The following is a 23,137-nucleotide window of genomic DNA, read 5'->3' as shown; positions in this document are numbered from 1 at the left end:
ATGCGGCTCCTCGACGACGTCGTCCCCGCGCTCGGGCGGGCGTTCTTCGGCAGCGTGGCCGGTGGTGCACGCGAGCTCGACGATGCGCACCGGGCCATCCGGCAGGCCGTTCCCACCAGTCGGCGCATCGCGTTCGCCTCGCTCCGGGGCGGCACCGGCTGCTCCGTGACCGCGGCAGCCGTGGCGACCGTGCTCGCCCGTCGTCGCTCCGGACGGGTGCTCGGCGTGGACGGTGCCGCCGGGCTGCGCTCGTTCGCCACCCACGCCGGCGCCGACCGGACGGACCCGACGCCGCGGTCCGAGCGCCGCGACGCCGCCCGGACGTCCTGGGACGCGACCGACGGTCTGGCGGTGACCCCGTCCGGACTGCACGTGCTGCGGATCGGCGACCCGCGCCTCCCGAGCCGACAGGCCGCACCCGCCGAGTGGACCGACGCCGTCGAACCGATCGCGCGGTTCTTCGACGTCGTCGTCGGGGACTGGGGGTCCAGGAGCCCGTTCGTCGATCTCGGGGCCGTGGCTGCCGATGCCCACGTCGTCGCCCTCGTCACCGGCCCGGACCGCCCCGCCATCGAGGAGGGCGTCGCCCACGCCGACGCCGTCCGGCGGCACGCACCGGACACGCGCGTCCTGGTCGTCCCGGTCGACACCACGGGGGCTGGCCTCCGGGCCGCGCGCACCGCCGTCCGGTGGCCCGGGCACGCCGTCCACCCGATCCCGGGCGACCCGAGCGTCGCCGGGGGCGGCGAACGCCCCACGGCCTCGCGGATCGCGCTCATCCACCTGACGGCAGCGCTCGTCGACGCCGCGGTCGACCGTCGCACCAGCCGCACGACCCCGGAGGTCGCCCGGTGAACCGCGTCGTGCACCGGCCCGCCCGGGTCTCCACCCCGCTCGTCCGTCCCGAGGCCGAGCAACTCGCCCCGCCACCGCAGCTCCCGGAGGGGCCGAGTGGCGGCCTTCCGCTGCAATCGCTGCTGCCGGTCGTCGGTGCGATCTCGTCGGTCGTGATGATGGTCGTGCTCCGGGGCAACAACCCGGTGCTCATGGTCGTCGCCGCCCTGGTCTTCGTGGTCGCCCTCGTCGGCGGGCTCGGCATGGCCTTCACCCAGCGGGGCAACGCCGTCCGGAACCGGCGGACGCAGCGCGAGCGGTACCTCGACTACCTCGAGGAACTGCGCGGCGACCTGCGGACGCGCACGACAGCCGTCCGGGAACGGGCCGAGCACGTCGACCCCTCGCCCGACACCCTCCCCCGTCTCGTCGGTGACCCGGCACGCCTCTGGGAACGGCGGCGCACGCACGGCGACTTCCTGCGGGTCCGCGTCGGATCAGGTGACGTGGGGTGGCTCGACCTCGCCGTGCCGCCCGACCAGAACCCGGTGCAGCCGCTCGACCCGCTCATGCTCGCCGAGCTCGAGCAGGTCGCCGAACACTACGGCACCGTGCACGCCATGCCCATCGCGGTCCGACTCGACGGCGCCGGGGACGTCTCGGTCGTCGGCGACCGCGACGCCGTGCTCGAGGTCGCACGGGCACTCGTCGTGCAGCTCGCAGCGCTGCACGCCCCGGACGACCTGCACCTCGCCGCGGCGTTCCCGGCGGCGCGCGCCGATGACTGGGACTGGTTCGACCTGCTCCCGCACGCACGGATGGACCGCACCTTCGACGGGCCGCTGCGCGCGCGCCGGGTCGCCGAGGACGTCCCGGCGCTCGCACGCACCCTCGCCGGCGAGCTGGGCGAACGCGCCCGGACCGCCGCGATGTACCGGCGATCCGGTGACTCGGCCAAGCGCAGCGACCTGCCGCGCCTGGTGGTGTTCGCGGACGAGCACGGCGCCGTCGCCGTTCCGCTCGCACTCCCCGAGGGCGAGACCCGGCCGGAGGACCTCCGGATCACGGTCGTGCACCTCGTCGCCGACCGGCTGCACGAACCGTCGGACGTCCGGGTACGGGTGACTGCGAGGTCGGACGCCCCGGGTGCCGACCGTGGCACGGGCGCCGGATCCGGTGCACGCACGACGCTCCTCGAGATCGTCGACGCCCGCGACGTCGAGGAAGGTGAGCCCGCTCCGGTCCAGCTCGCCGTCTGCGACCCCGTCACCCCGCCCCTCGTCACCGCCGTCGCGCGAGCGCTCGCACCCCTCCGACTGTCCGCCGACACCGAGCAGCGTGCCGAGTCGTCGGCCGCCATCGGCGTCTCGGACCTGCTCGGGGTCGACGACGTCGCCACGATCGACCCGGACCGCACCTGGCGCCCCCGAGCCCCGCGGGACTTCCTGCGCGTGCCGATCGGTGTCGACGACTTCGGCGCTCCGCTGCTGCTCGACCTCAAGGAGTCGGCGCAGCTCGGCATGGGGCCGCACGGCATCTGCATCGGTGCGACCGGATCCGGCAAGAGCGAGATGCTCCGCACCCTCGTGCTCGGCCTCGCGGTGTCGCACCCGCCGGAGGACCTCGCGATGATCCTCGTCGACTACAAGGGCGGTGCCGCGTTTGCCCCGTTCGCCCGCCTCCCGCACGTCGCGGGTCTCATCGACAACCTCGCCGACGACCCGCAGCTCACCCGGCGTGCTCGGGCGTCGATCGCCGGCGAGGTCCGACGGCGCCAGGAGATGCTGCGCGACGCCGGATCGGCGCCCTCCATCACGCACTACCGGGAACTCCGCACCCAGCGACCGGACCTGCCGCCGATGCCGCACCTCGTGCTCGTCATCGACGAGTTCGGCGAGCTGCTCACCGCGGAACCCGAGTTCGTCGACCTGCTCCTCATGATCGGGCGCATCGGACGATCGATCGGCGTGCACCTGCTGCTGTCGAGCCAGCGCATCGAAGCCGGCAAGCTCCGCGGCCTCGACACGTACCTGTCCTACCGGCTCGGCCTGCGCACGTTCTCCGAAGCCGAGAGCCAGGTCGTGCTCGACACGGGCGACGCGTTCCACCTGCCCGCCGTGCCCGGCTACGGCTACCTCAAGGTGGACACGAGCGTGTACACGCGGTTCCGATCCGGCTACGTGTCCGGCCCGGTCGAGGACGCAGCTCCCGCGTCGGCCGTCACCACGTCGTCCGCGGACACCGCCCCCGAGCCGTTCGAGCTGCCCGTCTACAACACGCTGGCGGCCGAGGACGACGCACCCGGTGAGGTCACGCTCGAGGCACCCGACGTCGGGCGGAGCGTCGTCGACGAGGCCGTCGAACGCCTCGACCGCGGCGACCGCGACACCACGCCGGTGTGGCTGCCGCCGCTGCCGACGCGTCTCGCACTCGGCGCCGTCCTCGACCCCAACGCCGTCTCCGACCCGACCGGCGTCACCGTGCCGATCGGCCTGCTCGACGACCCCGCGCGGCAGCGACAGCGGCCGTGGATGCTGGACCTCACGCGGGGCGGCGGACACGTCGCCGTCATCGGAGCACCCGGATCCGGCCGGACCACGTTCCTCCGCACGCTGGCCGCATCGATCGCGCTGACCACCACGCCCCGGCAGGTCAGCGTCTACGGGATGGACCTCGCCGGCGGCGGCCTCGGTCGCATCGAGGGCTTCCCGCACGTCGGCGGTGTCGCCACGCGTGCCGACCGGAACCGCCTGCTCCGGCTGATCGAGGAGCTGCAGGCGATGATCCGCCTGCGCGAACGGGTGTTCCGCGACCACGGCATCGACTCACTCGCGATGCTCCGCACCCGGCACGCCGCCGGCCGTGTCCCCGAACTGGGATCGGCGGACGTGGTGCTCCTCGTCGACGGGTTCGGCGTGATGCGCACCGAGTTCGAGGAGCTCGAGGACGCCTTCGCCGACCTGCTCCAGCGCGGCGGCAGCTTCGGCATCCACGTCGTCCTCGGGCTCACCCGGTGGAACGAACTCCGGCTCGCGAGCCAGCCACTGATCGGCCAGCGGTTCGAACTGCGCCTCAACGACCCGGCAGACTCCACGATCGCCCGTGCCGCCGCGGCGACCCTGAAGTCCGGCGAGCCCGGTCGAGTCCTCACCGACGGCGAGTTGTTCGGCCAGGTGGCCCTGCCGGTGCTCGACGACGTGGAGGACGGTGTGGTCGGCGACGAGCTCGGCGCCCTCGCGCAGCGGGTCGCCGACAGCTGGGGCGGTCCGGCTGCCGCGCCGATCCGCCTGCTGCCGGAGTCGTTCGACCCCGCCGAGCTCCCGGACCCGCTCGACACCCCGACGACGGTCCCGTTCGCGCTCCGCCAGGACACGATGGACTTCGTGGCCTTCGACCCTGCCGTCGACCAGCACCTGCTGGTGTTCGGTGACACGGCCAGTGGCAAGACCGCGCTCCTCCGGGGGCTGGCGGCCGGGTTCATGGAACGTTCGACGCCGGACGAGCTCGTCCTCGCCTTCATGGACGTCCGCGGCAGCGCTGCGGCCGGGACGCCTGACGACTTCCTCGGCGGGCACGCGGCGAACGGCCGGGACGCCCGGGGGCTCGCCGCGGCCATCGCCGCGGAGCTCGAGCAGCGCGCCGCCGGCACGTCCACCGGACCACGGCCCCGCATCGTGGTGCTCGTCGACGACTACGACATCGTCGCCTCGGCCGGCACCGACCCGCTCGCGCCCCTCATGCCGTACCTGCCGTCGGCGCGTGACCTCGGACTCCACGTCGTGCTCACGCGGCCCGTCGCCGGTGCGGCACGCGCGATGTACGACACCGTGATCCAGTCGATCCGCGACTCGGGTGCGACCGGGCTCGTGCTGAGCGGCGAACGGTCGGAGGGGCAGGTGTTCCCGAAGGTCTACGCGGAGCAGTTCCCGCCCGGCCGTGGGCGTCTCGTCCGACGCGGGACGCCCCCGCGCATCGTGCAGGTCGCCCACTTCCCCACGGCGACGACCGTTGCCCCGGCGCAGGCCGACCCCGCCGGTCAGACGACCGTGCTCGACCCGAAGGGAGCCGTCGATGCCCCGTGAGGTGAACATCCTGTCCACTGCGGCGCCCTCGTCGCTCGCACTGGTCGAGGCCGGAGCGAAGATCGCGCCGGCTCTGCGGGTGCGAACGCTCGACCGCGTGGTCACCGAGATCGTCGACGACCGCGGGCGGGCCGTCCTGAGTGTCCAGATGCCCGAGCGTGTCGAGAACGCCGCCGAGATCGCACGACTCGCCCCGTGGGCGACGCGCGCCGCGCCCGTCTGGTGGACCGAGGCCTGGGTTCCGTGGGGGCCGACGGGCGAGGTCGGTGTCGCGATCGTCCAGGCCTTCGCAGCGTCGATCGACGCCCAGCTCCTCGTGGAGGACGGCGCGTGAGCACCACACCCCCGACCTCGGCTCCGTTGCCGCCCATGCCCGGCTCGCGGCGGGCAGCCGCGCAGCGCGCCCGGACCGTGCTCGTCGCCGGGGTCGCCGGCGGCACCGGGACGACGACCGTCGCGGCACTCCTCGCCGATGCGGTCGGCGGACGTCTCGGCGTGGTGGTCCAGGCGACGGACCACTCCGGTGGCGAGCTCGCCGCACGACTCCCCACCCTGCAACCGGCCACCTCACGCGTGACGGTGCACGACATGGGGGCGCACGTCGGCCCTGCCGCCGTCCTCGCGGCGACGCCGGAGAACTCCCTCGTCGTGGTCGGGCGGGCCACCGCCGACGGTGCGGCGGACGTCCGGGCAGCGCTCGCGTCCATCGCCGGTGCTCCGGACCCGACCCTCATCGGGCGATCGGTCGTGGTGCTCGTGGACCGCGGCGCGGCGCACGATCCGGTGGACACCCGTCGGCTGAGCGACACCGGGGTCTCGGCGGTCCTCGTGCTGCGCGCCGACCGCGCGCTCGGCCGTCCCGGTCGGGTCCAGGTGGGAGCGATCAGCGACACCACGATCACGACGGTGTCCGGTCTGCTCACGGCCCTGGGCTGGTAGCCGCGACCGGTGGACGAACGGGAGGCCCGTCACCAGCTGGTGACGGGCCTCCCGTTCGTCGGTGCTGACGTCGTCAGGCGCGCGCGGACCGGATCCGCTCGGTGAACGCGGCGTGCAGCGGATGCTCCGCAGCGAGACCGGTGATCTGCGTGGCGACGTCCGCGTCGGATGCGTCCGACGCCAGCAGCGCCTGCAGTTCGACGCTCTGCTCGTCGTCCGCGACGTCGAAGCGGAGCGCCGCGGCCATCGCGTCGAGGAGCGCCGTGGGCTCGGTGCCGTCCTCGGCCAGCGCGGCGGCGGGCGAGACGAACCGCTCGTCGCGCGACAGCTTGCGGAGCGGCTGGCGCCCGACGCGGGTCACCGTGTCGGGCAGGTGCGGATTCTCGAACCGGCCGATGATCGCCTGCACGTACGCGCGGTGCACCTCGGGGTCGAGCTCGTGCCGGCGGATGAGCAGGTCGCTCGTCTCGGCGAGCACGGATTCGAGCTCGGAGCGCACGGCGGGGATCGCGATGGCGTCCGAGATCTTGTCGGCCCCGGCGACGAAGCCGTGGTACGCGACGGTGGCGTGCCCGGTGTTCACCGTGAAGAGCTTGCGCTCGATCGACGCCGCGAGGCCGTCGACGTAGTGCGCGCCGGGGATCTCCGGCTCGTTCCCACCGAACGGCGTGCGGTCGATGGCCCACTCGAAGTAGGTCTCGACGGTGACGTCGAGTCCGCCACCCTCGGGCTGTGCCGGCACGATGCGGTCGACGGCGGTGTTCGCGAAGACGGCCTTGGCCAGGGCGGCGTCGCGGCCGTCCTCGGGCAGGGCGGCGACGATGAACTCGCGCAGCCGGTCCGTGGCGTTCAGCGCGTTCTCGCACGCCATGACGGCGATCGGTGCGGCGTCCGCGTCACGGGCGACGAGCGCGCGCGCGATGACCGGGGCGATGAACCTCAGGACGTTCGGGCCCACGGCGCACGTGACGATCGCTGCGGTCGCGATCTCGGCGACCACGCCGTCCTCGTCCTGCGCGCTGTTCAGTGCGCGGAAGTTCGTGACCTCGTGGTCCTGGGCGCCGGCCCCGACCTCGTGCACGGTGTACGAGTCGGCTGCGGCCAGGGCGTCGATGAGCGGGGCGGCGACGTCGGCGAAGACGACCTCGTACCCGGCCTCGTGGAGCAGGAGCCCGACGAAGCCGCGGCCGATGTTGCCGGCGCCGAAGTGGACGGCGGTGCTGGTGCTCACTCGTTGACCTCGCCGAGGATCGACAGGATCGCAGAGGTGTCGGCCGCGTCGGTGAGCTTCTGGACCTCGTCCTCGTCGGAGAACACGATCGCGATCTTCGACAGGATGTCGAGGTGCTCGTTGTTCACGCCGGCGATGCCGACGACGAAGCGCACGGGGTTGCCGTCCCAGTCGATCGGGCTGGCGTAGCGGATGAACGACAGGGCGGACGACTTGATGGCGTCCTTCGCGTCGTTGGTACCGTGCGGGATGGCGAGGAAGTTGCCCATGTAGGTGGACACGCTCTTCTCACGCTCCAGCATGGCCGGGTAGTAGTCGGCCGTGACCGCGCCCGCAGCCTCGAGGATCTCGGCCGCCTCCTTCATCGCTTCCGACTTGGTCGGCGCGGTGTCCTCGGTGTGGATGCGGATCTGGCTCTCCTGCAGGACGGGCATCGGGGGTTCTCCTTGTGTTGAGGACGAGATGGAGGGGACGGGTCAGCCCCGTCCCCTCCGATACTGCACTTCGTTACTGGTTGTGGCGTTACTGGTTCTTCAGCTGCTCGACGACCTGGTCGTACTGCGGAGCGTTCATGAAGTTGCCGACCGACACGTGCTGCGCGTTCGGGTTCTTCTGCTTCGCGCGGTCCGTCAGTTCTTCCTGCGTGATGATCAGGTCCTCGTCGCCGGACAGGTTCGCGATCGCCTTGTTGGAGACCGTGACCCCTTCGATGCCCGCCTTCTTGATCTTGTTGCGCAGTACGCTGGCACCCATCGCACTCGAGCCCATGCCGGCGTCGCAGGCGAAGACCAGGTTCTGGACCTTCGTCGCCGTCGCCGTGCTCGCCGAGCCGACGCCGCCGAGGGAGGCCTCGGCCTCTTCCTCGTTGGCCGGGGAGTTGTTGCCGAGCAGGCCGGCGGTCGCCGCGTTGACGTCGCGGCCCTTGTTGGCCTGGAGCTTCGCCATGGCGGCGCTCATGTCTCCGTCGTTGCCTGCGGCGCGGTCGCGCTTGCGGGTGGCGAGGAGGAAGAACGCGGCGACCGCGAACGTCACCGCCGCCGAGAACACGACCGACAGGATGACGCCGACGAAGCTGTCACGGGGCGTGTTGCCGAGCACCGCGATGATCGAGCCAGGGGACGCCGGAGCGGTCAAGCCCGAGTTGAAGATGACGTTCGTCAGCACGCCGGTTCCACCACCGAGGATGACGGCGATGAACAGGACCGGCTTCTGCAGCACGTACGGGAAGTAGATCTCGTGGATGCCACCGAAGAACTGGATGATGATCGCGCCGGGAGCGGTCGAACGGGCGATGCCCATGCCGAAGAAGGAGAAGGCGAGCAGGATGCCGAGGCCCGGACCGGGGTTCGCCTCGAGCAGGAAGAGGATCGACTTGCCCGACTCCTTGACCTGGTCGACGCCGAGCTGGTCGAGCACACCGTGGTTGATGGCGTTGTTCAGGAAGAACACCTTGGCCGGCTCGATGAAGACGCTGGCCAGGGGCAGGAGGGAGTGCGTGATGAGGAACTCCACCGCGACACCGAGCGCGTCGGCGATACCGGTGAAGACCTTCGACAGCCAGAAGAACCCGGCCAGGAACAACCCGAACCCGAGGATGCCCGCGGAGTAGTTGTTGACCAGCATCTCGAAGCCCGGCTTGATCTTGCCGTCCCACAGGCGGTCCATCTGCTTGACCAGGTAGGCGCCGAGGGGGCCACAGATCATCGCACCGAGGATCATCGTCGTACCGGAGCCGAGGATGACACCCATCGCGAAGATCGAACCGACGACGGCACCGCGGGTCTCGTAGACCATGCGGCCACCCTGGATCGCGATCGCGAGCGGGATGAGGTACGTCAGGATCGGGCCGACGACGCCGACGACGCTCCCGTCGCGGGAACCGCCGAGCGCCGCGACCGGCGTCCAGCCGTCCGGGATGAAGAAGGCCGTGATGATGCCCCACGCGATGAAGATCGCGATGTTGGGCATGACCATGCCGGAGAGGAACGTGCCGAACTTCTGAACGGCGACGCGTGCGCCGCCCCGCGACTTCGCGGGTGCGTCGGGCGCTGCAACGGACGACGTTGTCATGTGCGGTGACTTTCTGTGTGGTGGAGCTGCTGCGTGGTGATGGGAGGGGTGGTGCTGGGGGTGGTGGTTCAGGCGGCGTGCGTCGCGGCCGCGGCAGCGGACTTCGCGGCCGCCGCCGTGCTCGCGGCGAGTGCCGCCGTCGCCATCTCGCGGGCCTGTTCGAGCGTGTAGCGACCGAGTTCGGCGCGCACGTCGGCCAGGGCCGCGGGGGTCATCGAGAGGGTGGTGGCGCCGAGACCGACCAGGACGACGGCGAGCAGCGGGTCGGCTGCTGCCTCGCCGCAGATCCCGACGGCCTTGCCGGCGGTGGCGCCCGCGGTGCCGAGCTGCGCGACGAGGCGCAGGACGGCGGGGTGCCACGGGTCCTGGTAGGACGCGACGGTGCCGAGCATGCGGTCGGCGGCCATCGTGTACTGGGTCAGGTCGTTCGTGCCGATCGACACGAAGTCGGCGTTCTGGAACACCTGCTCGGCCATCAGCGCGAGCGACGGCACCTCGGCCATGACACCCGCGGTGCGGATGCCGAGTTCGCGGGCCAGGGTGACGAAGTACTCGGTCTCCTCGGCGTCGGCGACCATCGGGGCCATGACCCACAGGTCGGCCTCGGTCGCGGCGTCGGCCTGCGCGAGCGCGGTGAGCTGGTCACGCAGGACCTCGGGGTGGTTCCGCAGGGCACGCAGGCCGCGGCGCCCGAGGGCCGGGTTCTCCTCGTCCTTGTCGGTGAGGAACGGCAGGGGCTTGTCGGCGCCCGCGTCGAGCGCGCGCACGACGACCTTCTTGCCGGGGAACGCCGCGAGGAGCTGACGGTACGACTCGGTCTGCTCGTCGACCGTGGGGGCCTTCGGCGAGTCGAGGAAGAGGAACTCGGTGCGGAAGAGCCCCACGCCCTCCGCACCGAGAGCAACGGCGCCGGCGGCGTCGGCGGGGCTGCCGAGGTTCGCGAGCAGGGGCACGACGTGGCCGTCTGCGAGCGCACCCGCGGTGAGCGGTGCTGCTGCGGCGGCGAGGCGGTCGGCGATGCGCTGGTCGACCTCGGCCACGAGCGCGTCGGACGGGTCGGTCGAGACGGTGCCGGCCACGGCGTCGACGACGACGTGGACGCCGTCGGCCAGGTCGTCGGCGCCGGTCACACCGACGATGGCGGTGATGCCCTTGGCACGGGCGAGGATCGCGGTGTGCGAGGTCGGGCCGCCGTCACGGGTGACGAGCGCCAGGACCTTCTCGAGGTCGAGCAGCGCGGTGTCTGCCGGGGCGAGGTCGCGGGCGACGAGGACGAAGGGGGTGTCCGACTCGGGGACGCCGGGGGCGTGCACGCCGCGGAGCTTGGCGATGATGCGCTGGGCGACGTCATCGAGGTCGGCTGCGCGCTCCCCCATGTAGCCACCCATGCCGACGAGCAGGTCGCGGAACTGGGCGAACGCCTCGTACACGGCACGCTCGGCGTTGGTGCCGCCGTCGATGCGGGTGTGCACGTCGTCGAGGAGCGTCGGGTCCTGCGCCATGAGCGCCTGGGCCTCGAGCACGGCCTGGGCGTCGCCACCGGCGAGCTGTCCGCGCTTGTTGAGGTCGTCCGCCACGGCGGCCAGTGCGTCGTGCACGGCCTGCTTCGCGTCGTCCGCCGAGCCCACCAGGGCGTCCTTCGACGGTTCGCCGAGCGGGTCAGCCATCCGGAGCACGGGGCCGTGGGCAACGCCACGGCCGACGCCGGTGCCGAGCAGTTCGGACATTCGAGACTCCTTCATCTCACACGCGCTTGCGGTGGGGTGGATCGTTCGGTGCACACGACACGGGAACGGACCACGCCCGTGCGGCTGAGCAGCACACTACCCCGCTTCGCGTTGACAAACAAACACATCCGGGGATAAAAATACAGAAACAGATGCCCGTTTGCGTCTGGCGGATCGAACGCAGGGGACGACATCGCGGATGTCGTGCCCGAGCATGTCCGTTCCGTTCCGACCCGAGACGACGAGGTCCGATGTACGCACCAGAACGCCACCAGCGCATCGTCGAGCAGGCGCGCGCGCAGGGCCGGGTGGACGTCAAGGACCTGGCCGAGTTGCTCGCCGTCACGCCCGAGACCATCCGCCGCGACCTGACGAGCCTCGAGCGCCGCGGCCTCGTCCGTCGCGCGCACGGCGGCGCGATCCCCGTCGAGCGGATCACCCTGCACCCCGGCGTCGGTGACCGTGGCGGGATCAACCAGACCGAGAAGATGGTCATCGCCGAGGCCGCCCTGGCGGAACTGCCGGAGAACGGCTCGATCATGATCGACGCCGGCACCTCGACCATCTGCCTCGCCGAGCTGCTGCCGACCGACCGCGGGCTGACCGTCGTCACGCACTCGCTCCCCGTCGCCACCGCCGTCGCGAACCGCCCGGGCATCGACCTGCACCTGCTCGGCGGAAACATCCGCAGCGACTCCCTGGCCGGCGTCGGCACCTGGACGCACCAGCTCATCGGCATGGTCAGCGTCGATGTCGCCTTCATCAGCATCAACGGCATCACGCCGGAGCGCGGCCTGACCACCCACAACATGGCCGAGGCCGCCGTGAAGAGCGCGATGATCAAGTCCGCACGACGGAGCATCCTGCTCGCCGACCACACCAAGTTCGGCCGCGAGGAGTTCGGTCGCGTCGCCCCGCTCGCCGCGATCGACACGATCATCACCGACCCCGCCGTCAACCTCGACCTGGTCCGCGAGGTCGAGGCCGCCGGCACCGAGGTCTTCTGGCCCGGCCGACCCTGACCGTGCCCCGTTCCCGCCCACCCAGCGCTCGCTAGCATGAGCCAACCACCCATCGACAGGAGTACATCGATGTCCGAAGCCACCCGCACCGTGACCGTCGCCAGCGCATCCGGCCTGCACGCTCGCCCCGCATCCCTCTTCGTCCAGACCGTGACGGCGTCGGGGCACCAGGTCACGATCGCCAAGGGCGACAAGTCCGGGAACGCCGGCAGCATCCTCGCCCTGCTCGGGCTCGGCATCGAGAACGGCGACGAGGTCACCCTCACCGTGTCGGGCGACGACGCCGAGACCACGGCGGACAGCCTGGTCGAGTTCCTGAAGACGGACCACGACGCGGCCTGATCGCGCAGGTCGCGTCCTGCACGCGACCACCAGACGGACGGGAGGCCCGTGGCTGCGCAGCCACGGGCCTCCCGTCCGTCGTCCGATCGCCGCTACGGCGCGATGGGCGGGATCGCGCGCAGCTCGCCCCAGGCGAAGGAGCTCTCGGCGATGAAGTCCTGCAGGTCGTCGGCGAGGTCGTGGAGGAGTCCGGGCAGGTCGTCGACGTCCTCGACGAGGCTCCTCGTACCCTGGGTCTCGCCGCCGATCTCCCAGACGACGCTCATCGAGCTGTCGATGAATTCGTCCTCCTCGTGGTCGAGTTCCCAGTCCCCGTGCGGGCTCACCCAGAAGCGGGCGGAGCGGAACTCGTCCGGACGGAGCATCTGCGCTGCCACGGGTCGGAACGCGGCGAGCAGCTCGCCGACGGTCATCACGACGGTCATGGGCAGATCGTACGACCGAGGGCTGTCGGCACCCGCCGATAAGGTGTTCTGCATGACACGCCTGCGCCTCGCATCCGTCAACGTGAACGGCGTCCGCGCCGCCTTCCGCAAGGGCATGGGCGACTGGCTCGCCACCCGCGACGTTGACGTGCTGGCCCTGCAGGAGGTGCGCGCGTCGAGCGACGACCTGGCGGCGCTGCTCGGCGACGAATGGGACATCGTGCACGACCCGGCGACCGCGAAGGGCCGGGCCGGCGTCGCGATCGCATCTCGACACGGTGCTGGTCACAAGCGTGCCCAGCTCCACCGCGTCGCCCTGGGCGCCGACGACTTCGACTCGGCCGGCCGCTGGCTCGAGGCCGACTACGAGATCGGCGGGACGACCGTCACGGTGGTCTCCACGTACGTGCACTCGGGCGAGGTCGACACCCCCAAGCAGGACGAGAAGTGGAAGTTCCTCGACGCGATGACCGAGCGGCTGCCGGCGCTCCGCGAGCACAACCCGCTCGCGGTCGTCGTCGGTGACCTGAACGTGGGGCACGACGAGCGCGACATCAAGAACTGGAAGGGCAACGTCAAGCGGGCCGGCTTCCTGCCGCGCGAGCGCGCCTACTTCTCGCGGTTCTTCGGCGCCGACGGCGAACCGGTCGAGGGTGCCGACGGCTCCACCGGTCCCGGGCTCGGATGGGTCGACGTGGGCCGCGCCCAGGCCGGCGACGTCGACGGCCCGTTCACGTGGTGGTCCTGGCGCGGGCAGGCGTTCGACAACGACACCGGTTGGCGCATCGACTACCAGATGGCGACGCCCGACCTGGCCGCCAAGGTCACGGAGTACACGGTCGACCGCGCCGCGGCGTACGACCAGCGATGGTCCGACCACGCCCCCGTGGTCGTCGACTACGAACTCTGACCCCTCTTCTCTCGCTTCACCTGACGCACCGGAGCACCACCATGACCAAGACCCGCATCTTCTCGGGCATCCAGCCGTCCGCCGGATCGCTGCACCTCGGCAACTACGTCGGGGCGCTCATGCAGTGGAGGACCCTGCTCGACGACTACGACGCCATCTACTGCGTCGTCGACATGCACGCGATCACCTCGCCCCAGGACCCGACCGAGCTCCGCGCGAACACCCAGGCCACCGCTGCGCAGTACATCGCGTCGGGCATCGACCCGTCCAAGGCGACGCTGTTCGTGCAGTCGCACGTGCCCGCGCACGCCGAACTCGCCTGGGTGCTGAACACCCTGACCGGCTTCGGCGAGGCGAGCCGGATGACCCAGTTCAAGGACAAGTCGGCACGCCAGGGTGCCGAGGCCGCGTCGGTCGGGCTCTTCACCTACCCGATCCTGATGGCCGCGGACATCCTGCTCTACGACACCAGGGTCGTGCCGGTCGGCGACGACCAGCGCCAGCACGTCGAGCTCACGCGCGACCTGGCCGGACGCTTCAACTCGCGGTTCGGTGACACCTTCGTCACGCCCGAGGCACGCATCCTGACCGAGACTGCGCGCATCTACGACCTGCAGGACCCGACCAGCAAGATGAGCAAGTCCGCAACGTCGGACAACGGCCTCATCCGCCTGCTCGACGACCCGAAGCGCACTGCGAAGAAGATCAAGTCGGCCGTCACCGACGCCGAGCGCGAGATCCGGGCCGACCGCCAGGCAAAGCCCGGTGTGACGAACCTGCTGTCGATCCTGTCGGCGTTCACCGGCACCTCGATCGCCGCGCTCGAGGAATCGTTCGCCGGCAAGGGCTACGGCGACCTGAAGGGCGAGGTCGCCGACGCCGTCGTGGCCGAGCTCGAACCGGTCCGCACCCGCACGCTCGAACTCCTCGACGACCCGGCGGAGCTCGACCGGCTGCTCGCCGTCGGCGCCGACCGCGCCGAGTCGATCGCGCAGGAGACCCTGGCCCGCGTCTACGACCGCATCGGGTTCGTCCCGCGGTCGCGCGGCTGACCGTGCAGCCCGTCACGCTCGAGTCGGCGCGGGTCCGGCTCAACCTCCCCACCCGCGCCGACACCGCGGCGATCACCGAGGCCTGCCAGGACCCGGAGATCGTCCGGTGGACGACGGTGCCGACGCCGTACCGCGAGCAGGATGCCCGGACCTTCGTCGACGCCCTGGTCGGACCGGGGTGGGCCTCGGACCGCGAGTACACGTGGGCGATCCGACCGGCCGGTTCGACCTGGCTCGCGGGCATCATCAGCTACCGCACCGCCGGTCGTGACCTCGGGTTCTGGCTCGCACCGTCCGCGCGCGGCGCCGGGCTCATGCACGACGCCGTCCGGCTCGTCGTCGACTGGGCGTTCGAGCAGGGCGCGCAGGACGTCTACTGGGAGTGCTACGAGGACAACACGGCTTCGGCGGCGGTCGCCCGTGCGGCCGGGTTCTCGTACACCGGCCTCGGCGCAGCCCGGGTTCCGGACCGGGACGGCGGCCCGACCACGGCGTGGACCGCACTGCGACGCGCCGACGGCACACCCGCCTCCGAGCTCCCGTGGCCCAGCGCCTGAACGCGCTCACAACCGTGGTGACGTGTCACCCAACCACCGCCGGTAGGCTCGGCCCGTGAGCGACACGGCACGACCCACCGAGGTCCGGGCGATGCGCCGCGGGCTCGAACTCGCGGCCCTCGGGCCTGTCGTCGGCGACCACGCCCGCGTCGGCGCCGTGATCCTCTCCCCCACCGGCGAGGTCCTCGCCGAGGGGTGGCACAAAGGCGCCGGCACCCCGCACGCCGAGGTCGACGCGATGGCCAAGGTCGATCCGGCACTGCTGCGCGGCGCGACGGCGGTCGTCACCCTCGAACCCTGCAACCACGTCGGGCGCACCGGGCCGTGCGCCGTGGCACTGCTCGACGCCGGGATCGCCCGGGTCGTCTACGCGATCGACGACCCCGGAGCCGACGTGCACGGCGGCGCCGACCGACTCCGCGCCGCCGGGGTGCAGGTCGTCTCCGGCGTCCTGGCCGACCAGGCCGAGGCGTTCCTCGAACGGTGGCTGCTCTCGGTCCGGCTCGGCCGACCGTGGGTCACCGTGAAGTGGGCTTCCAGCCTCGACGGGCGCGCCGCCACTGCCGACGGCACGAGCAAGTGGATCACCGGCGCCGCCGCGCGGCAGCACGTCCACGAACAGCGCGCCGCCCACGACGCGATCCTCGTCGGCACCGGCACCGTCCTGGCCGACGACCCGAGCCTGACCGCCCGCGGGGACGCCGGCGAACTCCTCGCCGACCAGCCGCTCGCCGTGGTGCTCGGTGACCGCCCGGTGCCGGCCGACGCCGCGGTCCGTCGGCACCCGCGCGGGCTCGTCACCCTGCCCGGACACGACCTGGCCACCTCGCTCGGTGCCCTGCGCGGGCACGGCGTGCACTCGGTGTTCGTCGAGGGTGGTCCCACGGTCGCCTCGGCGCTCATCGCCGCCGGACTCGTCGACGAGTACCTGGTGTACCTCGCCCCGGTGCTGCTCGGCGGACCCCGTGTCGCCCTCGACGACCTGGGGGTGGGAAGCATCTCCGAGCGTCGGCGGTTGGACGTACTATCGACCACCAGCCTCGGCCCCGACCTGCTGGTCCGGGCCCGACCGCACCGTCCGCAGCACCAGAACCAGCACCGCCAGCAACAGCAGCACGCGACACCCGGGCTCGGGAACGACGGGCCCACGAACGACCGGAGCACCCCATGACCGATGCGCTGACCTCCCCCACGCCGGGGAGCCCGGTCAAGTTCGAGGTGTCGACGAACGTGCCGACCACCCACGGCACCTTCCAGATGCGCGCCTACCGCGACCTCGTGACGAGCGCGGAGCACGTCGCGATCATCGGCACCCTGCCGGACGGCTCGATGCCCACCGACGGCGCACTCGTCCGGGTGCACTCCGAGTGCCTGACCGGTGAAGCCTTCGGGTCGTTGAAGTGCGAGTGCGGCCCCCAGCTCGACGCCGCGCTCGACACGATCGCCGCCGAGGGCGGTGTGGTCATCTACCTGCGCGGGCAGGAGGGCCGCGGCATCGGTCTCATCAACAAGCTCAAGGCCTACCGCCTGCAAGAGGACGGCCTCGACACCCTCGACGCCAACCTCGCGCTCGGCCTGCCCGCCGACTCCCGCGCCTACGGCGGCGCCGCGGGCATCCTCGCCGACCTCGGGATCACTCGCGTCCGGCTGCTGTCCAACAACCCGGAGAAGCGCCGCCAGCTCGAGGAGCACGGCATCACCGTCGACTCGCTCGTGCCGCTCGTCGTCGGCATCTCGGCACAGAACGCCGGGTACCTCGACACCAAGCGCGACCGGATGGGCCACCAGTTGCCGGAGCACCTCGAAGCCGGGGCCGGCGCGGGCGCCTGAGCGCGCGCCGGTGACGGACGCTGCGGCCAGCTGACTCTGGGCTGATTCGCAGGCAGACGACATCTGTCGTATGATCGGGCTTCCGTCACAAGCGGTCCCCCTCAGCCGAACGCACCCGATCGGTGCCCGCGCCACCCCGCGCGAACCGATCGGTGTCCGCCGTTTCGGATCCTCGTGCTCCCCGTCGGGAGCACGCAGCACGGAAGACCCCGCACTGTCATGACCGCCGCCCCGGCACCCGCAACGCCCACCTCCGCTCCGGCACCCACCGGCAACCCGCGCTCCCGCGTCGTCATCGCGAGCCTCGTCGGCACGTCGATCGAGTTCTACGACTTCTACGTCTACGCGACCGCAGCGGTGCTCGTCTTCCCGACGCTGTTCTTCCCGAACGAGGACCCGACGGCCTCGCAGCTGTCGTCCTTCGTCACGTTCGCCCTGGCGTTCTTCGCCCGGCCGGTCGGGTCGATCATCTTCGGGCACTTCGGCGACCGGATCGGCCGCAAGACCACCCTCGTCGCATCGCTGCTCGTGATGGGCACCGCCACGTTCCTGATCGGCTGCCTGCCGACGTTCGACACCATCGGGGTCTGGGCCCCGGTCCTGCTCGCCGTGATGCGCTTCGCCCAGGGCGTCGGCCTCGGCGGCGAGTGGTCCGGCGCGGCCCTGCTCGCGACCGAGAACGCGCCGAAGGGCAAGCGCGGCGTCTTCGGCTCGATGCCGCAGCTCGGTGCCCCGATCGGTTTCCTGCTCGCGAACGGCCTGTTCATCGCGATCAACGCGGCGATGCCCGCCGGTGCCGACGGCACCCCGAACGCCGACTTCCAGGCGTGGGGCTGGCGCATCCCGTTCCTGCTCTCCGCCGTGCTCGTCATCATCGGACTCTACGTGCGCTTCAAGCTCGTCGAGTCGCCGGTGTTCCGCGGTGTACAGGAGTCCGGCACGGTGGCGAAGGTCCCGCTCGGCCGCGTGTTCCGCACCTCGTGGCGGGCCGTCATCGTCGGCACCTTCGGCATGGTCGCCACGTACGTGCTCTTCTACTTCATGACGACGTTCACGCTGTCGTACGGCACCACCGGCACCGAGAACAGCCCGCTCGTCCCGAAGGTCGGCCTCGGCTACACCCGTGGCGAGTTCCTGACGCTGCTCATGATCGGCGTGGTGTTCTTCGGCATCTTCACCCCGATCGCCGGGCTGCTCGCCGACAGGTTCGGCCGCCGCAAGACCCTCATCCCGACCACGATCGGCATCGCGCTGTTCGGCCTGACGTTCCAGTTCTGGTTCGCGGCGTCGAGTGGGCCGATCACCGTGGTGACGTTCCTCATCGTCGGGCTCTCGCTGATGGGGCTGACGTTCGGTCCGATGGGTGCGCTGCTGCCCGAGCTGTTCCCGACGAACGTCCGGTACACCGGCTCGGCCATCGCGTACAACGTCGCCTCGATCCTCGGTGCGTCACTCGCCCCGACCATCGCATTGGCACTCTGGAAGCCGGACGGCAACATCTTCCTGGTGGGCCTGTACCTGACGATCGCCGCGGTCGTGACGCTGGTCGCGCTGCTCTTCGTGCGCGAGACGAAGTCGAAGGACTTCGCCGACGCCTGATCGGCGACGCATCCGCGGGACGGGAGGCCCGGTGCCAGCTGGCACCGGGCCTCCCGTCCCTCGTGTGCCCCCCCCCCCCCCCCCGCAACACGCCGTCGTGTCAGCGGGACGCCGCATGCCCTCCGAGACGCCGCCGGATTCGGCGGCGTCTCGCGCGCGTGGCGGCGTCGAACGAAGACGCCGGCGTTTGCGCACCCGATGCAGCGCGGCGAGACGCCGTCAACGCAGGTTGACGGATGTCGGTGCGTCAATGTAGGTTGACAGACATGGACCGACCGACCATCACGAGCCTCGCGGCCGGAGCATCGGGGGACGACCCGTTCTCCGCCCTCGCCAACGTGCGGGAACTGCGCCGTGAGCTCGACCGGACCGAAGAGCTCGCCGCGCGACGTGCCCGCACCGCCGGCGCCTCCTGGCAGGAGATCGCGACGCTGCTCGGTGTCAGCCGACAGGCAGTGCACAAGAAGTACGGCAGAAACTAGGAACACGATGAGCTTCCCCTTCGCACGCCCGAAGACCTCCGACGGCCCCCGCGCCACGTTCGGTCGCCTGCTGTCCTACCTGTTCGAGAACAAGCCCGCGATGGTCGTGATCATCGTGCTGAGCGTCCTCGGTGCGGGGGCCTCGCTCGCGCAGCCGCTCCTGGTCAACCAGGTCATCACCGCGGTGCAGCAGGGCAACACCCTCAGCACGCTCGTGTGGCTGCTGGTCGGGCTCGTCATCGTCGCGGGGGTGCTGAACGGTGTGCAGCACTTCCTGCTGCAGCGCGCGGGCGAGGGCGTCGTGCTCTCCACCCGCCGCAAGCTCATCGCCCGCATCCTCAACCTGCCGATCTCGGAGTTCGACACCCGCCGGACCGGTGACCTGGTGTCCCGCGTCGGCAGCGACACCACGCTCCTGCGGGCCGTCCTGACCCAGGGACTGATCGAGTCGATCGGCGGCGCGCTCACGTTCGTCGGTGCCATCGTCGCGATGGCGATCATCGACCCGCTGCTGCTCGGCATCGTGATCGTCATCGTCCTGATCGCCATCGTCGTCGTCGGCGGGCTGAGCCGTCGCATCCGGGTCGCCTCGAAGCGTGCGCAGGAGAAGGTCGGCGACCTCACCGCGGCCGTCGAACGCGGGATCGGCGCGGTCCGCACCATCCGAGCGGCCGGCGCCACCGAGCGCGAGGTGCGCGAGGTCGACGGCCACGCGACCGAGGCCTACAAGCGAGGCCTCGACATCGCCAAGATGTCCGCCTTCGTCGTCCCCGTCGCCAGCATCGTCATGCAGGTCGCGTTCATCGCCGTCCTGGGCGTCGGCGGGGCACAGGTCGCCGCCGGCACCATCACCATCGCGACGCTCATCACGTTCATCCTGCTGCTCTTCATGATGATCATGCCGCTCGGCCAGGCGATGGGCGCGGCCGTGGCCGTCGCCCAGGCGCTCGGCGCGCTCGGCCGGATCGAGGAGATCCTGCACCTGCCGACCGAGTCCCAGGACGACGAGTCGGTCCGACCCGCCGCAGCGGTCGCCACTGACGACGCCATCGCGTTCGAGCACGTGTCGTTCCGGTACCGCGCCCAGGCGGACGCCTCGGGTGCCGACGGCGCGGTCGCGTCCGACCCCGCGGACCGTCCAGGAGGCCCGGGTCACGTCGACGACGAGCGCCCGGCCGACGACGTGGTGCTCCACGACGTGTCGTTCCGGGTGCCCCGCGGCTCGCGCGTCGCACTCGTGGGCCCGTCCGGTGCCGGCAAGTCGACGACCCTGGCGCTCATCGAGCGGTTCTACGACCCCACCGACGGGGTCATCCGCCTGGGTGGCATCGACGTGCGCGGCATGGACCGCGACGAGCTCCGTGCCCAGATCGGCTACGTCGAGCAGGACGCCCCCGTGCTCGCCGGCACGATCCGCGCCAACCTGCTGCTCGGGTCGCCGAACGCCACCGAGGACGACTGCGTCCGGGTGCTCGAGGCGGTCAACCTCGGCGAGGTCCTGCACCGCGATCCCCGCGGTCTCGACGCGCAGGTCGGTGAGGACGGCGTGATGCTCTCCGGTGGGGAACGGCAGCGCCTGGCCATCGCCCGCGCGCTGCTCGCCGCTCCCCCGATCCTGCTGCTCGACGAGTCGACGTCGTCACTCGACGGGGTCAACGAGCAGAAGATGCGGCTCGCGATCGACGCCGTCGCCGAGGACCGCACGCTGCTCGTGATCGCCCACCGGTTGTCGACGGTGGTCGACTCCGACGTGATCGTCGTGCTCGAGCACGGCCGCGTCGTCGGCAGCGGCACGCACTCCGAGCTCGTGGAGTCGACGCCGCTCTACCGCGACCTGGCGAAGCACCAGCTGCTCGTGTGAGTTCGGGTACGGCCGCGAGCACCGCGGCCGTACCGTCGACTCGGACTCAGGCGGCGAACGGGTCCGGCGTCAGCACGTAGACGGTCTCGAGGTACTCCTCGATGCCCTCGTGCGAGCCCTCGCGGCCCAGGCCCGAGGACTTCACGCCGCCGAACGGGAACGCTGCATTGGACACGACGCCCGTGTTCAGCCCGAGCATGCCCGTCTCCAGGCGTTCGGCGAGCCGCTGGCCGCGCCGGAAGTCGGTCGTGAAGGCGTAGGCGATGAGTCCGTACTCGGTGTCGTTCGCGAGCCGGATCCCCTCGTCCTCGGTGCTGAAGCGCGTCACCGAGGCGACCGGTCCGAAGATCTCCGTCGTCATGATCTCCGAGCCGGGCTGCACGTCGTCGATGACCGTCGCCTCGTAGAAGGTGCCGGGGCGGTCGATCCGGTGGCCGCCGGTGACGAGCCGGGCCCCGCGGCCGAGGGCGTCGTCGACGAGCGAGGCGGCCTTGTCCACGGCCCGGTCGTCGATGAGCGGTCCGAGCGTCGTGCCGTCCTCGGTCCCCCGGCCGACGCGCAGGGCGTCCACCTTCGCGGTGAGGGCCGCGACGAACGCGTCGGCGATGCCGTCCTGTACGAAGAACCGGTTCGCAGCGGTGCAGGCCTCGCCCGTGTTGCGGAACTTCGCGAGCATCGCCGCGTCCACCGCCGCGTCGAGGTCCGCGTCGTCGAACACGAGCAGCGGGGCGTTGCCGCCGAGCTCCATGCTCGTCTTGAGCACGTTGTCCGCCGCCTGCTTGAGGAGCGCCGAACCGACGGGGGTCGAACCGGTGAACGTCAGTTTGCGCAGGCGCGGGTCGGCGATGATCGGCTCCGACAGCCCCTTGGCGTCACTCGACGGGATCACGTTGAGCACACCGTCCGGCAGCCCGGCACGGCGGAACAGCTCGACCAGGAACAGGGTCGTCAGCGGGGTGAGGTCGGCCGGCTTCGCGACCACCGTGCAACCAGCGGCCAGGGCCGGTCCGATCTTCCGGGTCGCCATCGCGAGCGGGAAGTTCCACGGGGTGATCGCGTAGACGGGGCCGACCGGACGCTTCAGCACGATCGCGCGGCCGGTGCCCTCGGGGTTCGTGCGGTAGTCGCCGGTGATGCGGACCGCTTCCTCCGAGAACCACCGCAGGAACTCGCCGCCGTAGACGACCTCGCCGCGGGCCTCGGCCAGCGGCTTGCCCATCTCGAGCGACATCAGGGCCGCGAGGTCGTCGGCGTGCTCGTGCACCAGGTCGAAGGCCCGGCGCAGGATGTCCGACCGTGTGCGCGGGGCCGTGGCTGCCCAGGACTCCTGCGCGGCGGCTGCGGCGTCGAGGGCTGCGATGCCGTCCTCGGGGGTGGCGTCCGCGACCTCGGCAAGGACGGCACCGGTCGACGGGTCGTGCACGGCGAACGTGGACCCGCTCGACGAGGCACGCCAGGTGCCGCCGATGAAGAGTCCGGTGGGGACGTTCTCGACGCGGACGTGCTCGTCGGCGACGGTGGTGGTGGTTTCGTTCGTGGTGGTGTCGGTCACAGTCGTGCTCCTCCTGGGTTCGCGAGGCCCTCGTCCATGTCGCTGCGGTCGACGTGTCCGCCGGCCGCCCGGATCTCGTCGAGCGCCCGGGCGCTGCGCTCGGCGTCGACGCCGGCCACCAGGTCCTCGTACACGGCGACGTCGAGGCCCGCGGCACGGGCGTCGAGTGCCGAGGCCCGGACGCAGTGGTCGGTCGCGATGCCGACGACGTCGATCGTGTGCACGCGGCGCTCGGCGAGCACGTCGGCCAGCGGGACGCCCGCTTCGGTCACGGCCTGGAACGCCGAGTAGTCCGGCGTGCCCTGGCCCTTGAGGACGTCGACGTCGATCAGGGCGGTGTCGAGGTCGGGGTGGTAGTCCGCGCCGGACGTCCCGGCGACGCAGTGCACCGGCCACGTGTCGACGAAGTCCGGTCCGTCGGGTCCGGCGAAGTGTCCGCCGTTGTCGTCGTCCCCGTGGTGCCAGTCGCGGGACGCCACGATCAGGTCGTACTCGTCCCCGTGCCGACCGAGGAACGCGGTGATGCGCTTCGCGAGCGCCGCTCCCCCGGTGACCGCGAGCGCACCGCCCTCGGTGAAGTCGTTCTGGACGTCCACGACGAGCAGTGCTCTTGCCATGGGTC

At 71.4% G+C, this 23,137-nt stretch carries 20 protein-coding genes and 1 pseudogene; 14 read left to right on the top strand and 7 right to left on the bottom strand.

All coding sequences use genetic code 11. The features are described from left to right. The 4 genes from BR70_RS0113070 to BR70_RS0113055 are packed head-to-tail and all read left to right on the top strand — an operon-like array spanning position 1 to position 5,855. Positions 1-855 (top strand): hypothetical protein, encoded by an 855-nt coding sequence (locus tag BR70_RS0113070; RefSeq protein WP_027466430.1) that lies wholly within the window; start codon positions 1-3, stop codon positions 853-855. Then, the gene (gene eccCa / locus BR70_RS20910) at positions 852-4,916 is read left to right on the top strand and encodes a type VII secretion protein EccCa (RefSeq protein ID WP_081827380.1); all 4,065 of its coding nucleotides are present in this window, start codon (positions 852-854) and stop codon (positions 4,914-4,916) included. The genes BR70_RS0113070 and eccCa overlap by 4 nt, the downstream gene beginning before the upstream one ends. Beyond that, positions 4,906-5,250, top strand: a complete 345-nt coding sequence (locus BR70_RS0113060; RefSeq protein WP_027466429.1) for a hypothetical protein — start codon at positions 4,906-4,908, stop codon at positions 5,248-5,250. Before eccCa ends, BR70_RS0113060 begins: the two co-directional genes overlap by 11 nt. Then, positions 5,247-5,855, top strand: a complete 609-nt coding sequence (locus tag BR70_RS0113055) for a hypothetical protein (protein WP_155896881.1) — start codon at positions 5,247-5,249, stop codon at positions 5,853-5,855. Before BR70_RS0113060 ends, BR70_RS0113055 begins: the two co-directional genes overlap by 4 nt. A 73-nt stretch (positions 5,856-5,928) precedes the next feature. Here the strand turns inward: BR70_RS0113055 and BR70_RS0113050 are convergent, their stop codons facing one another. The 4 genes from BR70_RS0113050 to ptsP form a co-directional block, all read right to left on the bottom strand. Next, a complete protein-coding gene (locus BR70_RS0113050; protein ID WP_027466427.1) occupies positions 5,929-7,086 on the bottom strand; it encodes a mannitol-1-phosphate 5-dehydrogenase in 1,158 nt (385 codons plus the stop codon). Continuing rightward, on the bottom strand, positions 7,083-7,520 hold the full coding sequence (locus BR70_RS0113045; protein WP_027466426.1) for a PTS mannitol transporter subunit IIA: 438 nt from the start codon (positions 7,518-7,520) through the stop codon (positions 7,083-7,085). The genes BR70_RS0113050 and BR70_RS0113045 overlap by 4 nt, the downstream gene beginning before the upstream one ends. A gap of 88 nt (positions 7,521-7,608) precedes the next feature. Further along, positions 7,609-9,156, bottom strand: a complete 1,548-nt coding sequence (locus BR70_RS0113040; protein WP_027466425.1) for a PTS mannitol transporter subunit IIBC — start codon at positions 9,154-9,156, stop codon at positions 7,609-7,611. Positions 9,157-9,224: 68 nt separating this feature from the next. Then, complete coding sequence (gene ptsP, locus BR70_RS0113035) at positions 9,225-10,883, bottom strand: phosphoenolpyruvate--protein phosphotransferase (protein WP_027466424.1); 1,659 nt, start codon at positions 10,881-10,883, stop codon at positions 9,225-9,227. 251 nt (positions 10,884-11,134) lie between these two features. On the opposite strand from ptsP, the gene BR70_RS0113030 reads away from it, so the two are divergent. Together BR70_RS0113030 and BR70_RS0113025 are read left to right on the top strand one after the other, a co-directional pair. Further along, on the top strand, positions 11,135-11,905 hold the full coding sequence (locus BR70_RS0113030) for a DeoR/GlpR family DNA-binding transcription regulator (protein ID WP_027466423.1): 771 nt from the start codon (positions 11,135-11,137) through the stop codon (positions 11,903-11,905). A gap of 69 nt (positions 11,906-11,974) precedes the next feature. Then, entirely contained in the window at positions 11,975-12,247 is a 273-nt protein-coding gene (locus tag BR70_RS0113025) for an HPr family phosphocarrier protein (protein WP_022905912.1), read from the top strand. Positions 12,248-12,339: 92 nt separating this feature from the next. Here the strand turns inward: BR70_RS0113025 and BR70_RS0113020 are convergent, their stop codons facing one another. After that, positions 12,340-12,672, bottom strand: coding sequence for a hypothetical protein (locus tag BR70_RS0113020; RefSeq protein WP_027466422.1), 333 nt, complete (start codon positions 12,670-12,672; stop codon positions 12,340-12,342). A gap of 52 nt (positions 12,673-12,724) precedes the next feature. Between BR70_RS0113020 and BR70_RS0113015 the strand changes: the two genes are divergently transcribed. The 8 genes and pseudogenes from BR70_RS0113015 to BR70_RS0112980 all read left to right on the top strand — a co-directional run bounded on the left by BR70_RS0113015 (position 12,725) and on the right by BR70_RS0112980 (position 20,963). Next, positions 12,725-13,582, top strand: coding sequence for an exodeoxyribonuclease III (locus BR70_RS0113015; RefSeq protein ID WP_027466421.1), 858 nt, complete (start codon positions 12,725-12,727; stop codon positions 13,580-13,582). Positions 13,583-13,623: 41 nt separating this feature from the next. Continuing rightward, complete coding sequence (trpS, locus tag BR70_RS0113010; protein WP_027466420.1) at positions 13,624-14,634, top strand: tryptophan--tRNA ligase; 1,011 nt, start codon at positions 13,624-13,626, stop codon at positions 14,632-14,634. 2 nt (positions 14,635-14,636) lie between these two features. Then, on the top strand, positions 14,637-15,191 hold the full coding sequence (locus BR70_RS20905; RefSeq protein ID WP_051596900.1) for a GNAT family N-acetyltransferase: 555 nt from the start codon (positions 14,637-14,639) through the stop codon (positions 15,189-15,191). 55 nt (positions 15,192-15,246) lie between these two features. Continuing rightward, positions 15,247-16,362, top strand: coding sequence for a bifunctional diaminohydroxyphosphoribosylaminopyrimidine deaminase/5-amino-6-(5-phosphoribosylamino)uracil reductase RibD (gene ribD, locus BR70_RS0113000; protein WP_027466419.1), 1,116 nt, complete (start codon positions 15,247-15,249; stop codon positions 16,360-16,362). A 29-nt stretch (positions 16,363-16,391) separates the two neighbouring features. Continuing rightward, a pseudogene (gene ribA, locus BR70_RS20900) lies at positions 16,392-17,021 on the top strand (GTP cyclohydrolase II); the annotation flags it as partial. Positions 17,022-17,240: 219 nt separating this feature from the next. Continuing rightward, the gene (locus BR70_RS0112990) at positions 17,241-18,620 is read left to right on the top strand and encodes an MFS transporter (protein WP_027466418.1); all 1,380 of its coding nucleotides are present in this window, start codon (positions 17,241-17,243) and stop codon (positions 18,618-18,620) included. Positions 18,621-18,886: 266 nt separating this feature from the next. Further along, entirely contained in the window at positions 18,887-19,102 is a 216-nt protein-coding gene (locus BR70_RS0112985; protein WP_027466417.1) for a hypothetical protein, read from the top strand. A 7-nt stretch (positions 19,103-19,109) separates the two neighbouring features. Then, on the top strand, positions 19,110-20,963 hold the full coding sequence (locus BR70_RS0112980) for an ABC transporter ATP-binding protein (protein WP_027466416.1): 1,854 nt from the start codon (positions 19,110-19,112) through the stop codon (positions 20,961-20,963). Between the two features lie 46 nt (positions 20,964-21,009). On the opposite strand, the gene BR70_RS0112975 is transcribed toward BR70_RS0112980, so the two are convergent. Further along, positions 21,010-22,515, bottom strand: a complete 1,506-nt coding sequence (locus BR70_RS0112975; protein ID WP_027466415.1) for an NAD-dependent succinate-semialdehyde dehydrogenase — start codon at positions 22,513-22,515, stop codon at positions 21,010-21,012. Next, the gene (locus BR70_RS20895; RefSeq protein WP_035808854.1) at positions 22,512-23,132 is read right to left on the bottom strand and encodes an isochorismatase family protein; all 621 of its coding nucleotides are present in this window, start codon (positions 23,130-23,132) and stop codon (positions 22,512-22,514) included. The genes BR70_RS0112975 and BR70_RS20895 overlap by 4 nt, the downstream gene beginning before the upstream one ends. Positions 23,133-23,137 lie beyond the last annotated feature (5 nt).

Origin of the sequence: Curtobacterium sp. UNCCL17, from assembly GCF_000686685.1 — a bacterium.
Taxonomy (GTDB): domain Bacteria; phylum Actinomycetota; class Actinomycetes; order Actinomycetales; family Microbacteriaceae; genus Curtobacterium; species Curtobacterium flaccumfaciens.
The sequence above is the reverse complement of the archived record's forward strand: the minus strand, read 5'-3'. Positions and strand labels throughout refer to the sequence as shown.